This window comes from Nocardia sp. NPDC049737, assembly GCF_040674755.1.
Lineage (GTDB): Bacteria > Actinomycetota > Actinomycetes > Mycobacteriales > Mycobacteriaceae > Nocardia.
On record NZ_JBFANH010000008.1, the window covers coordinates 107528 to 120539 of the forward strand.

General features: G+C 66.3%; 15 protein-coding genes. 8 read left to right on the forward strand and 7 right to left on the reverse strand.

The annotated features are described in order from the left end of the window. Positions 1-101 precede the first annotated feature (101 nt). On the forward strand, positions 102-632 hold the full coding sequence (locus AB0J47_RS13385) for a phenolic acid decarboxylase (protein ID WP_364344903.1): 531 nt from the start codon (positions 102-104) through the stop codon (positions 630-632). A gap of 5 nt (positions 633-637) precedes the next feature. On the opposite strand, the gene AB0J47_RS13390 is transcribed toward AB0J47_RS13385, so the two are convergent. From AB0J47_RS13390 to AB0J47_RS13400, 3 genes are all read right to left on the reverse strand, one after another. Beyond that, the gene (locus tag AB0J47_RS13390; RefSeq protein ID WP_364344906.1) at positions 638-1240 is read right to left on the reverse strand and encodes a hypothetical protein; all 603 of its coding nucleotides are present in this window, start codon (positions 1238-1240) and stop codon (positions 638-640) included. A gap of 65 nt (positions 1241-1305) precedes the next feature. Then, complete coding sequence (locus AB0J47_RS13395; protein WP_364344909.1) at positions 1306-1908, reverse strand: ElyC/SanA/YdcF family protein; 603 nt, start codon at positions 1906-1908, stop codon at positions 1306-1308. Positions 1909-1932: 24 nt separating this feature from the next. Continuing rightward, a complete protein-coding gene (locus AB0J47_RS13400) occupies positions 1933-2952 on the reverse strand; it encodes a winged helix-turn-helix domain-containing protein (protein WP_364344912.1) in 1020 nt (339 codons plus the stop codon). Between the two features lie 389 nt (positions 2953-3341). On the opposite strand from AB0J47_RS13400, the gene AB0J47_RS13405 reads away from it, so the two are divergent. After that, on the forward strand, positions 3342-3734 hold the full coding sequence (locus tag AB0J47_RS13405; RefSeq protein WP_364344915.1) for a cupredoxin domain-containing protein: 393 nt from the start codon (positions 3342-3344) through the stop codon (positions 3732-3734). Positions 3735-3740: 6 nt separating this feature from the next. Here the strand turns inward: AB0J47_RS13405 and AB0J47_RS13410 are convergent, their stop codons facing one another. After that, the gene (locus AB0J47_RS13410) at positions 3741-4328 is read right to left on the reverse strand and encodes a hypothetical protein (protein ID WP_364344918.1); all 588 of its coding nucleotides are present in this window, start codon (positions 4326-4328) and stop codon (positions 3741-3743) included. Positions 4329-4461: 133 nt separating this feature from the next. Between AB0J47_RS13410 and AB0J47_RS13415 the strand changes: the two genes are divergently transcribed. From AB0J47_RS13415 to AB0J47_RS13440, 6 genes are all read left to right on the forward strand, one after another. After that, positions 4462-4620 (forward strand): ribbon-helix-helix protein, CopG family, encoded by a 159-nt coding sequence (locus AB0J47_RS13415; protein ID WP_062985155.1) that lies wholly within the window; start codon positions 4462-4464, stop codon positions 4618-4620. A 20-nt stretch (positions 4621-4640) separates the two neighbouring features. After that, positions 4641-4985, forward strand: coding sequence for a VOC family protein (locus tag AB0J47_RS13420; RefSeq protein WP_364344922.1), 345 nt, complete (start codon positions 4641-4643; stop codon positions 4983-4985). Further along, positions 4982-5833, forward strand: coding sequence for a class I SAM-dependent methyltransferase (locus AB0J47_RS13425; protein WP_364345208.1), 852 nt, complete (start codon positions 4982-4984; stop codon positions 5831-5833). The genes AB0J47_RS13420 and AB0J47_RS13425 overlap by 4 nt, the downstream gene beginning before the upstream one ends. Positions 5834-6111: 278 nt before the next feature. Then, a complete protein-coding gene (locus AB0J47_RS13430) occupies positions 6112-6717 on the forward strand; it encodes an MspA family porin (protein WP_364344925.1) in 606 nt (201 codons plus the stop codon). A gap of 62 nt (positions 6718-6779) precedes the next feature. After that, a complete protein-coding gene (locus AB0J47_RS13435) occupies positions 6780-7475 on the forward strand; it encodes an MspA family porin (protein ID WP_364344928.1) in 696 nt (231 codons plus the stop codon). 37 nt (positions 7476-7512) lie between these two features. Continuing rightward, on the forward strand, positions 7513-8055 hold the full coding sequence (locus AB0J47_RS13440) for a hypothetical protein (RefSeq protein WP_364344931.1): 543 nt from the start codon (positions 7513-7515) through the stop codon (positions 8053-8055). A 38-nt stretch (positions 8056-8093) separates the two neighbouring features. On the opposite strand, the gene AB0J47_RS13445 is transcribed toward AB0J47_RS13440, so the two are convergent. From AB0J47_RS13445 to AB0J47_RS13455, 3 genes are read right to left on the reverse strand one after another with little or no spacing between them, the layout of a single operon-like run. Then, on the reverse strand, positions 8094-9917 hold the full coding sequence (locus AB0J47_RS13445) for a class I SAM-dependent methyltransferase (protein WP_364344934.1): 1824 nt from the start codon (positions 9915-9917) through the stop codon (positions 8094-8096). Continuing rightward, positions 9914-11107: a nucleotide disphospho-sugar-binding domain-containing protein gene (locus AB0J47_RS13450; protein WP_364344937.1), complete on the reverse strand. Its 1194-nt coding sequence runs from the start codon at positions 11105-11107 to the stop codon at positions 9914-9916. The genes AB0J47_RS13445 and AB0J47_RS13450 overlap by 4 nt, the downstream gene beginning before the upstream one ends. Further along, entirely contained in the window at positions 11104-12969 is a 1866-nt protein-coding gene (locus AB0J47_RS13455; protein WP_364344940.1) for a class I SAM-dependent methyltransferase, read from the reverse strand. Before AB0J47_RS13455 ends, AB0J47_RS13450 begins: the two co-directional genes overlap by 4 nt. Positions 12970-13012: the final 43 nt, after the last annotated feature.

The following is a 13012-nucleotide window of genomic DNA, read 5'->3' on the forward strand; positions in this document are numbered from 1 at the left end:
GCGCCGTTCCCGGCAAACCGGCCGCAATACCCGCGGCAATGATTAGGCTGCGAAGAAGACGCAGGTCCCGACCTCGTAGGTCAACCGAGAGGAGTCAGGCGATGAGCGCGCAGCGGTTGGCGACCACGCACTTGGCACTACACGGCGATCTGACCGGCATCCTCGGCAAACACCTCATCTACGCCTACGAGAACGGCTGGAAATACGAGTTGTACGTGCGCGATGCGCAGACGATCGAATCGCGAAGTCTGATGGGGCCGATGTTCGGGCGCTGGTCCAAGAATCAGGCGGCGAAGCTGGTCCAACTGAACGACGATATGTACAAAATCGCCTGGGTGGAGGCGACCGGAACCACCACCGTACTCATCGTTTGGCTCGGTGACCGTCGGGTGCACACCACCATCTCCTATCCGCAGTGGATGCTCGACTATCCCGACTGCACCCTTACCCGCTACGAGGAGAATCTCGACGCGATCATCGCCGAGCGCGACCGAGGACCGACCTACCCGCTGACCCTGGTCTCCGCATCCGGGCGCATCACCTTCCTGGAATCCCGGGATCTCGACGACGACACCGTGATCGACTGTCCGCCGCACAAACTTCCGCCGGGGTACGCCACGCGCACCAACTGAGCGTGTCAGGCGAGGTACACCGGAAATGCGGCCAGGTCGAAGTCGTCGGCATGCTGCCGTGCACCGCGGTATGGCTGATTCACCCGCAATCGGATGGGTACCGCTGTGCCCAGGAGGTATGCGCATGACTCGTCCCGTGCCACCGAATCCGAGCCCCATCCCGCCGACGCCGATTCCAGAGCCGGTGCCACCGACACCGATCCCGGATCCGGTACCACCGAAACCCGGCCCCGAACCGGTGCCCGGGCCCGAACCGTATCCGGAGCCGGAACCGTATCCGGAGCCGGAACCGATACCCGGTCCGGCGCCGCAACCGATTCCGCCGAGGCCTGGTCCCGACTCGGTGCCCGGTCCTGAACCGGTACCCGGCCCCTCACCGGATCCGATACCGCCGGTGCCCGGCCCTGAGCCGGTACCCGGCCCCTCACCAGATCCCATCCCCCCGGTGCCCGGCCCTGAGCCGGTACCCGGCCCCTCACCAGATCCCATCCCACCGGTGCCCGGCCCCGTTCCGCACCCCGAGCCGGTACCACCACCGGACCCCGGCCCGACACCCGAGCCACCGATCCCCGATCCACGGCCGAGTCCTGATCCGATGCGACCGCCACCGATCCCGAATCCTGGCGGTCCGGTAGATCCGATGGATCCGGCGCTGCCGGACCCCCGGTAGCGCTCAGATCAGCGCGGCGACCGCTTTGGGTGCGGCCAACCATTCACGAATAGTGTTACGCACCAAGGTTTTTCGCCTACACTCGCAGTATGCCGTGACGCCGTGGCCATCGATGCCCGCGCCACGGCACAATGCGACCGCCCGTGGCAGATGCTGGTATTGGGTGACGATAATGGCGCGGTCGACACCGAACAGATTCTTGGCCCGCTCGCATGTAGCCCGGGTCGACAGCCCTGCGCCATCGCAGCGCACAACCGCCGGATCGATGCCGTGGTCGGCGAGATACTTTGTCATCGAAGCGATTTCGTCACCGGAAGTGCCCGCCGCATCACCGGACACCAGGATCTCGCGCACTTTTCCGGCCCGCAGCAGTTCGATCGCGACATCGAGTCGTCCACGCATATAGGCCATCGGCGCACCGTCGGGTCCGACCTTCGCGCCCGGCACGATCACTACCGGAGCCGACGGCGCGGCCGCGGCCATGGACCGATATCCGGCCGAGACCAGCCACAATCGGACATTGGCACCCGCGACGACCACCGCCGCTGACGCGACCAGACCGACACCCATCCGAAGCACTGTCTTCCGGTCGGTTATGAGCTGCACCCGCCCGACGATACTGGCGGGGCACTAGGCGATGCGCACCCCGCTGTCGAGATCACCGTCGAGCAATGCAATGCCCAAGGTGGTCGCCTGATGCCGCATCGCATTGCGGTGCCGCCAGCTCTCGATCAGCCCGGCCTCGCGCAATATCGATGCGTGTTCGCTCGCCGTCGCGGGTGAAATACCCAGTCGGCGAGCGAGTTCGGTCGTTGTGCAGCCCTCGGCGATCTCCTGGAGGGCGGCGGCGCGCGTCCGGCCGAGTAGTGCGCTCAGCGCCTCGTTGGTCGCGCGGGGACCCCAGGCCGTGGCGAAATCGGCGATATCACGTAGCACCGGAACCACCAGCGTCATCGGCGCGTCCTTATCGATGGCGGACTTCAGCAGCTTCGGTCCGGGCCAGATGAACAGCGAGGGAATGATGCTCAGGCCGCGCCCGTCGAGATGTTCGTCGTTGCATTCCATCGGGGTGAGCACCTCGAGCGCGGGCGCGCGCCACCGCGCGAAGGGTGCCAGTCCGGCGAAGAACCGTTCGACGCCCTCGGTCGCGATGCTGCGCGCCATCCGCTCGGCCGCCACCTCCAGATACGACTGCACATGCGCCCACCGACCGGCGAATGCCACCGCATGGAATGCCTCGACGGCGAGCGCGACATCGTGGCGGGCGGCGCTGTCGCGGTCGGACAGATGCCGCGTCCACGCGGGCAGCGGGTGGTCGGTCAGTGCCCGCCGGCGGCCTGCGTGCTCCACCTCGCGGCGGAGTTCGTCACGGGAGGCCAGATGCAATGCCTCGATCCCCGCCGATATCGACCGCGCACCACGGGTCGGTGTGATCAGGTCGACGAAGTGGTGCACGCCGGGGAAGATATCCGCGAGCACGCCGAAGTTGTCCGGCATCGCGCGCCGCACCTGCCCGCGCCAGCCGCTGTACAACGTCGCGTCGGTGCGTTGCACCACCCGGGTGGCCAGCATTGTTTCGCCCATCGCGCCGAGCGGCGCCCCGATCCGGATGCGCGTCAGATCCTCGGGTGTGCAGTAGATCCGCTTCATACGCTGCCCCGCATCGTGGTACCGAGGCACCTCACGGTACCCGCGATCACCGCGGTCCTCGCAGCATTACCGCGAGGACCGGATCCATACTCAGGATTTGATCGGCGGCCGACTGCGTGGCCGTCCAACGAAACCAGCTCGGTCGCCACCGTTTCCGCCAACCGGTCACGCTCGGCCATCCCAGCATCAGGCCTACCGGCCGCGCCAATACATCGTTCACCATCGTCGACTCCTGAATCCGCACTGTTCAGCAGCCTAGGAATCGGCGGGCCCGACCCCCACCATGTTTCGGTCGTGGCCTAAACACCGCCGAGCACGGAGACATCACCGATCGTCAACTTGTTATAGCCGGTGGGCATGGCAGCTCGAATTGTGGGCAGCCGGTCTAGGTGAACAGCACTCGAACCTCGCCGTGGCGACATCGAATCGCGATCGGTTTGCTCATCACCGCCTGGGCGGCAGGGTGCGGCTCCTCGCAGGAGAGCGCCGCACCCACGTGGTCCGGCCCCGCGCCGATATCCGCGGTCACCATCACCATCGGACACGAGAACTACAGCGGCACACCCCCGATTGCACCGGGTGCGGTGCTCACGGTGGTCAACCACGATTCGGTGAAACACAGCATCACCAGCAAACGCCCGGGCCTGTTCGATCACGAGATCGGCCCGGGCCAGACCATCACCTTCACCGCGCCCGATGAAGTCGGCTCGCACCCCTTCTACTGCCGGTATCACGCGAACATGGAGGGCGCTTTGAGCGTGCGGAGGTCCATTTCGCCGTGACGCCGCCTACACGCAGTACTGGCAGGTCCCACTGGCAGGCAGCTGGATGAAGCACTGTTCGCACACCGGCGCGCGGACAGGCTCCGGCTTGGCCTCCTGCGCGGCGGTGCTCGCGGAGCGGCGGCCCGCGACCTTCGGCGTGAGCGGCGGGGCGGTCGGCTCGGCGGGCATGGCGGCACCATGATGCTCGTAGCACTGCCACCTGGCGTAGGAGGCGTGCAGCTCGAGGTCCTTCGGAATCGGCAACCCGGCCAGTTCCAGCACGTACTTGTAGGTGTCGCCGACGGTGTGGTTCGCCTGCACGCACAGCGAAGTCAGCGGTGGCTCGCCCGCATTGTGGCAACGCCGCGCGACCTTGCGCAGAATCGCCTCCATCCACGTCCGCGTCGGCGCACCCGTATGCACCCCGGACGTTTCCTGCACCCGCTCGGCCAACTCATCCACAGTGATGAAGTTCCCGTACCCCGTGGCGACCTCGGACAGCTCCGCATGTGCCGCAAAGGCCCATGCCACCGTCGCCTCCCGCAACGTCACCGGGACGCCGTCACCTGCCCGCCATGCCCCCGCCGTCGTGGATACCGAACTCTTGATCACCCGCTCAAGTTATCGCGCCGCCCCGCGGCCCGCCGAATGCCCCCACATTCCGGCCCCTGATCAAGATCACCATGCATGGCTGTGCACACACGATGATCTTGTTACTAGCTTTCTAGAATGCTAGCATCGGTGTGTGGGTGACGAGGATGTGAAGCAGTTCAACGTGTATTTGCCGGTGGGATTGATCAAGCAGGTCAAGTTCCGGGCCATCGAGTCCGGGATGTCACTGTCGGCATTGGTCGCGGAGGCGCTGCGCGGATACCTCGACGACACCCACGATCAGCAACCGTGAGCGCGACAAGGAGAGACGATATGACGACGCAGGGTATCGAAGGCGTATTCGTCGAGACGCACAATTGGGGCAAGTCGGCGCGGTTCTTTCAGGCGCTCGGCTTCGAACCCGAATTCACCACCGACCACAACTCCGGACTGTTCCGCAATGGCGACGGTCCCTATGTATTCATCGCCGAGGTCCCACGCAGCCAGACCCCACAGACACAACTCGTACTGACGGTGACCGAACCGGATGCGTTCCGACCGAGCAGTGACGTCGAGGTGGTCACGCCGTTCGAGGAAACCCATTACGGGACAAAGGAAATGACGGTGCGCGACCCGGACGGACGGGTGTGGAGTCTGCAGGTCGGAAAGGTCGGCTGATGCAACAGGTCATCGGCCCCGAGAGCACGGCGGAGCGCGTGGCACTGTGGCGGGCTTTGCACGTCGAGATCGATCCGGCGCCGCATGTACTCGAAGACGAGATCGGGCTGCGGCTCATCGACCCCGACGCCGGATGGCGCGCGCGAGGGGATATGGATCCCGAGACGACGAGCCTGTCGCGCGCGTGCGTCGTGGCGCGCGCCCGATTCGTCGAGGATCTGGTGGTCGAGCAGGCGGCGCACGGCGTCGACCAATACGTCATCCTCGGCGCCGGACTCGACACCTTCGCCCAGCGTCGACCCGAAATCGCTTCCGGCCTAACCGTATTCGAGGTCGATCAGCCGGGCCCACAGGCATGGAAACGGCAGCGGTTGGACGAACTCGGGTTCGGAATTCCGAAGTGGCTGCGGCTGGTTCCGGTCGATTTCGAGGCCGAATCCTGGTGGGACCGACTCATCTCGGCGGGCTTCGACCCGTCCCGTCGCGCGGTGGTCGCCGAAACCGGCGTCTCCATGTACCTCACACGCGAAGCGAATATTCAGACACTACAGCGGATCTCGGCCCTCGCACCCGGCTCCACCTTGGCCATGACCTTCCAACTGCCGCTGGACCTACTGGATGCGGAGGAACGCGCGATACGCCAGGCCGTGGAGAATGCCGCACGCGCAAGTGGAGTGCCATTCCTCAGCCTCTTCAGTCCCGATGAACTGATCGAGCTGGCCGAGGCAGCGGGTTTCGCATCGGCGCAACACATTTCGACGTCCATCCTGACCCAGCGCTACTTCGCCGACCGAACCGACGGCCTGCGTCCCCCGAGCGCGGAGCAGTTCCTGGTAGCGACGACTTAACGACCCCGGCATCGCGTATTCCGAAGCGGCCGAACCGATTCCGTGGAAACTCGCCATCGCCTACAGTGCCCGGCGCACTCCGTCCAATGCGGCGCGCACCGTCATCGACGCCCTACGTCATCGCACCTGAACGCTGGATACGCCCCACCGGAACGGCACCGTGATAGAAGTACCGCCCCGTCGCGTTCGACAGCAACCACAATGCTGATTCCCAGCTCACGCCCAGGTTTGCGTGCGAAGTTCTCCGGTAGCTGCTGGCGGGTTGAGGATGAGGTTTGATGAGGGTGATCGATGGCGTCGGCCGGTGGTCGGCCGGTATCAGCGTCGGGTTGGCGGTGCTGATGCTCGGAGGTGGGTTCGCGCAGGCGGACACGGTGGTGCCGCTGCCCGACGGCGAGCAAGCCTTGACGACCGCAACGGGTATTCCGGTGGATCTGACCAGGACCGGTGAGACCGCGATCATCTCCCAGTCCCTCGCCGCCAATGGCATGTCACGCACAGCGCAGCTGTCGGCGACCGCGTACGCGACGGCTCCGGGCGCGACAGCAGGCAGTTTGGAGACCGGCTATCTGATCGGCTGCCAGGCAGATCTGTCCGGCGGGCTGTCACTCGGCGGTGATGTCTACCTATCGCCCGGCTCGGTATCGCCGGAATTGACTCCGAGTATCAAACTGTTGCCCGGCGGCGTCGCCGTGGTGAAGTTCGGCACGAAGAAGCTCGACCCCGCAGCGGGTGCCGTCGGTATCGCCTACCGCAATCGCGGTGTCCAGCTGAGCGGGTGCGGCGGATACGCGCAGGCGCGCGCGTTCAGCTCCCTGACCGTGACCAACGACCAAGGGTCGGCCGAAGTGACTTTGTACGGCGACCCGTTCAGCGTCGGATGAGCGGCGTAATGCGATCGAATGAGAGGAACAGCGCGATGCGCCGTTCAGTCGGCGCCGCAATCATGACGTGCGCAGTCCTGCCCCTGGCACTGGTGACATCCGGTGCGGCACAAGCCGATACCTCCGTACCCCTGCCCGATGGCCACGACCAGTTCATCACTCGCGATGGCCTAGTCGTCGCGGTCGACCGCACCGGTGAACATGCGACGATCTCCGGGTCGATGGCCGCGAGCCCACTCTCCCGCAATGCGTGGGTTTCCGGTGTGACCTCCGTGCACATCACCGCACCCGCCGATATCACGGTCACCGGCGGTCGGATCGAGACCGGTTACCTCGTCGGCTGCCAGGTCGATCTCGGCAGTGGCACGCACGCGGACGGCAGCGGCGATACGCCGCCGCCGCAACCGAAAACCGACGCGCCCGCGGGTACCGACAACGGCGACGGTGGTGGCGGCGGGGGCAATGGCGGCATCACCGCGGGCGGGTACGCCGGTGGCACCGCAGGCGACTCAGGGATCTCGCCCTATGCCGACCCCTCCCTGAGCGTCCAGTTGAAGCCCGGCAAGGTAGCCACCAAGGAAATCGAGGACTACACCTTCACCGGCACATCGGGCATAACCCAGTACGTGGACCACACACTGTCGGTAGAAGGTTGCGCCGGCGCCGCCGAAGCTCGCGCCTACACCACGGTCACCGTGCACGACAATGTCATGGACGACTCCGAAACCCTATGGGGCCAACCCTTCGGCCTCGGCTGACATCATCGCGCGAGATTCACCGAAGCCAGTGTCGTGGATGCCAGCACTGTTCTGCGCGAACGGTCTTGGGGCGCAGGGAAGAACTGGTACCGTCGCACGGCATGACCAGCACCCACAACTGGGGGTATTGATGCGTTCGATCCGGTCCGTCACCGCTTTCTCTCTCTCCGCGATTACCGCAGCCGCCGTAATCGCCTCGGCCGCACCGGCTTCCGCTGACTCGAGCGGCGGCAAGTTCGCGACGATCTACGCACTGACCAACGGCCCGTGCGTCGCGATAGTCGACTCGTCGGTCAACGGCAATGCCTACCCGGGCATGGCCGCGTTCACCGTGTCCGCCCAGATGATCGGCCTCGGCCCCTGCTCGCTCGACATCACCCTGAACTACCGCAACGTCGACACCGGCGAAACCGGCAGCTTCACCGCACATGCCAATGGCCCCGGCTATTGGGGCAACAGCGGCTACTCAGCCTTGTTCAGCCCCGGCCACGACAATTTCGTCGGCAGCGTCACCCTCAGCGCGGCCCACTTCCCGGAGTCGGGCCAAGTCCAGTTCACCAATCACCCGTACCAGAGTTAGCGGGAGCCGTGCACAACCTGCAGGGCAATGGATTTCGTTCAGTCTCTGCGGGCCAGCAGTCGATAGCAGTTACTCCCGCTTCCATCGCGCAGCGCCGCCTTGATCGCCTGGTCGACAACCCCGCCTGCGAGGATGACCGGCGCTCCCACTATCCAGGTCCCAACGCGCCGCAGCCGACGGAAACGGGTCGCGGCGAACGGTGACCACGTAGACAGGTCCGGCATGAGCGTGGCGACTCGGAAGAGAGCGGATCCGCTGAAGTCCAAAGGCATCTGAGCTTGTGCACGTTGTTCGGCCACGGAAGTGAAACCCCGTGCGGCCAAAGCCGTTCGGAGGTTGGCGAGCGGGAAGAGGTGCTGGTGCTGCGGCTGCGACCAGCCCGGCCAGTACCGCCCGAGCAGCCGCGCCAGCGGCCACTCGGGGTCGGGAACCTCGATGAGCAGGTAGCCACCGGGCGGCAACACCCGCGCCGCGGCATCGAGCTCGGCGAAGGGTTCGCGCGTGTGCTCCAAGTAGTGGTGCATGCTGACCACGTCGTAGCGCCCAGCCAACTCCTCCGCCAGCTCGGGAAAGAACCCGCGAAAGCCGCGACAGACCCAGCCGCGCTGCTGCGCACGCTCGATATTCACGCTCATGTCCAGCCCATCGAAGACCGTCTCCGGCCACACCTCGCGAGCGGCATTGCAGAAGTGGGCCTGCCCCGTGCCGACATCCAGCCAGCGCTCGGGTGTGGTGAACGGAGCCAACATCACCGCCCGATCCCGATAGACCGGCGCCGTCACCGTAAAGCTGAAATCCGCCATCGCCGCACCGGAACCGTCGAAAAAGTCGCGGTAGTAGAACTCCAAGCCGGCCACAGACAGCCGCGGATTCTGGAAAACATGGCCACACTCCAGGCACTTGTCCAGCCGAAAGATTCCGGGCTTACGCTGACTGAAGTCCGGCGATTCGACCCATTTCCTCAGCACATGACCGCCACACCACGGACAGGTCTCTCGACGTGTCTCGAAGAATCGCGCCGTGCCGGACGCGAGATCCCGCGCGTAACGTTGCCTGGCAGCGGCGGCCCCTGCGCGCTCCCGCTCCTGTTCCGGCGAGCGCCACTTGCCCGAAGTCGTCCTGATCCAGGTGTAGGGCTCACGCACTGGCCGCAGCCAAGCCCATGCGAGGTCCCGGGGACGGAGCGGGCCACCGGCCACGACGAGATAGGGCTGGACACAGTACATCAGTACCGCCGCAGCACCCCAGCCACGATGGGCGCAGAACCCGGCAGCCAGTAGCGCGTATCGAACCACGAGGGGGGCCAACGCCCACACCCCAGGAAATCCGGTGGCTTCCAGAGCGGCTCGCCGCTTGCCGAGGTCGACATCAACCGCCGCGAGGTGGGCTGCCACCACCAGATCCGAGTCCGAGGGGGCGCATCGTTTTGCCTCGGCGGTGAACTCGGTGATCTCCACCGGATCCAGGTCGGCGATCTTGTTGAACTTCGCTCGCTCCAGAACCGCGGGCTGGACTGCCAGGGCATGCGCTGCACCGCGTCCGGGACGCAACCGTGCGCTGCGGTAGGTTGCGGGATCCACTACGCGGGCCAGATCCAGCGCGGCTTCGACAGGCAGGTCCGCTGGCACGAGATCAAGCACCGCCACCCCGTGTTTGCGTGCATAAGCGGCCGCCGAGCGCTGGACGGCGTCGTCCAGAGCGACTCCTTCCGCAGTAACGAAACGCAGCCCCTCGCCGACCGGCTCGTCAGCCGGCGCTAAGGTCCGCAACGCGGATAACCGGCGGCGCAGCCGCCACCCGTTGCACATCAGCCCACCGGTAACCAGCAACGGCAACACTGTGCGCAGTCGCGGGCGGCTCATACCAATTTCTCCAGGCAGTCGGCCGCGGCCACGGACCCACCGGCGGCCGCGAAGGAGGCTTGCACCCGTAACGCCGCCCGGCGGTACGACGGATCGTCCAGGACCGTCAATATCGCCTCGCACAGCTCGGCGGCCCGCACCCGGCCGAACTTCACCCTGATCCCGGCCCCAGCGGCCTCGACCTGCCCCGCGACGACCGGGTTGTCATCGCGGATCGGGGCTACCACCAGCGGCACGCCAAAAGCGAGGGCCTCGCAGGTCGTGGTATGCCCGGCGTGACACACCACGACATCGAGATGTGGCAGCAGTTCCAGATAGGGCACGAAGTCGCGCACCAGCACGTCCGCCTTGGACGAGTCGATCGCCCCTGGTGGGGCGACCACTATCAGCTGGATTCGATCCGTCACGGATTCCACCGCCTCGATCGCCGTGGAAAGAAAGCGCTGCCCTACGTCGCCGGCGACGGTCCCGAGCGTTAGAAACACATGTTGGCGGGCAGGGTCGAGGCGATCCCAGGGGAAGTCACCGCCACGCGGATAGATCGAGGGTCCGACAAACCGGTAGTGGCCGGGGAACCGCTCGAGCGGGCCGACGAGCGCCGCCGTCGTGAAGGCGAGCACTAGGTGCTCGGAGAAGCGCAGGTCACCCGCCTCGGAAGTGTCCACACCCAGACCATCGAATCGGCGCATAAAGCCGTTCACGCGCTCGGTGACCCAGGCCTGCAGTTTGGGCCCAGGGGCGTCGACCAGCTCAGCGGACATGATCGCCAAGGTCGCCCATGGCAGGCGACGGGCGTGGGCGACGAGCGCGCCGGCGAGGGTGTGCTGATCCACAGCCACCACGTCGGGGCAGAAGTCATCAACCGCGGCCTCGACACCCGGCACCATCGAGGTGGCGAGCGGGATCAGAAACTCCTCCCACAGGAACCGGAACGCCGCAGGCCCACGCATCCCGCGGCGACGACTCTGCATCGACTCCCCCCACTGCCGCGACCCCACCGGTTCGGGGGATCCGCTGTCCGGGTAACCCACCTCGATCGCGCGGGCCCCCGGCGGCAGCATGGGGCTGATGTGTTCGAGGTGGCCGACCCAGGCGACGTCGTGGCCGCGAGCGACCAACTCCGCGCCGACCGCCGCAGTCGGGTGGACGTGGGCGGCGAGCGGAGGCACAACGAACAGAAACCGACTCACGGGGCACCTTCTTCCGCCGCTGGGGGTATTTCGGCCGGACCGTGCCCTTCGTCCATCCGGGCGAGCACTCGGTAGGCATCGCCGCGACCCGTATGGCGGGTCACTCCGTCGAGGATCTGGTCGGCCACGAAGCCGACGACGACCAGCGGCGAGCCCGCTAGCCAAATGCCGGCCTGCCAGAGTCGACGCGGGAGCGTCGCAGAGGATTGTGACCATGGATAGTCCACCTGCGGCATGAGATCCCGCAGGAACAGCCCGACGGCGAGAGTGAGGCCGACGCCCATGTGCGCTCGGCCGTGCTCCTCGGCGACGGTCGTGAACCCCCGTTCGGCCAAGGTCCGCTCGAGGTTCGCGACCGGGAACATGTGCAGGTGTTGCGGCTGGAACCAGGGCAGCCAGTACCGTCCGAGGAGCCGAGCCAATGGCCACTCGGGATCGGGCACCTCGATCAGGAGGTAGCCGCCGGGCCGCAGTATTCGGGCCGCCGCATCCAGCTCGGCCAATGGCTCGCGCGTGTGCTCCAAGTAGTGGTGCATGCTCACTACGTCGTACCGACCCGCCAACTGCTCGATCAGCTCGGGGAACTGTCCCCGGTAGCCCCGCGAGACCCAACCCCGCCGCTCAGCCTCCTCGATGCTGTTCGACATATCCAGCCCATCGAACAGCGTTTGAGGCCAGACCACGCGGGCGGCGGCGCAGAAGTGGCCGTGGCCGGTGCCGACATCCAACCACGACTTGGGCGTGGTGAACGGCGCGAGCATCGTGGCCCGAGCCTGATAAACGCCCCTCGGATAGGGGTGCTCGAAGGCCGCCTCTTGCAACTCCGCGCCGAGGCCGTCGTAAAAATCGCGGTAGTAGAACTCCAGCCCAGCTGCGGTCAGCCTCGGGTTCTGGAAGATGTGCCCGCATTGCCGGCACTGCTCCAGGGTGAACCGTCCCGGCTTGTGCTGAAGGAGATCGGGCGTGGCCACCCGGACCGACAGGTCGGTCCCGCCGCACCAGGGACAGCTGATCCGGCGGGATTCGAAGAATCGCTCGATCCCGGCAGCTAGCTCGGCGGCGTACACCGGCCGGCGATCGGCTGCCAGCGCGCGTCTGGCCATGGCCTGGGGCGCGGGACCTCGCAGAGCACGCCACCATCGCCGCGGAGCAAGTACCGAACGCACCAGTACCGCACGGTGCAGATCGGGTGGGGCAAGGGGGTGGTGCCGGCCTGCGAAAACAAGGTAGGGCTGGAGACAGAACATTGCGGCGGCAATCAAGCCCCGGGCCGGATTTACCAGAACGCTCAGAGCCAAAGCGGCGTACTGAACACCCGGCAGTGCCAAGCGGACCTGGTGCTCGAACGGGAAGAGCACCCGCAGGAGTGCGCGGCCCTTGTCGGTCCGTTCGGGCAGCGCCCGCAGACCCGGCGCAACCACTACCTCGGTTGAGTCATAGGCCTGCCGTTTCAGGAGAATCGTGATCCGGGCCAGCTCGGTCAGCTCCAGCTCATCGAACTGCGCAACGCCCGCACGTTGGAGAACAGCCCGGTCGGCGAGAATCGCGTGATGGGCCCCTCGCCCCAGCGCGAACGCGTCGCCCCGGAAAGTAGCTGGGTTGATCCGCCGTCCCAAGTCCATCGCCAGGTCAACCGACAGATTCGCCGGAACCAGGTCGACGACGTCCAACCCGTGCAAGCGCGCGAAGGCGCTCGCGGCCCGCCTGGTGGCCTCGTCCAGCTCCACACCTGTTGCGGTGAGGAAACTGTGGCCATCCGCAACTGGTTCCGTGGCCGGCTCCAGCACGGCCAGGCGGCGCAGGCGCCGGCGAAGCCGGACACCGTTGACGAGAACTCCGGTCGCGAACAGCGGGGGAAACATATCGGCCCAACGCCTTCGACCCCTTACGAGCGAATTCATGTCG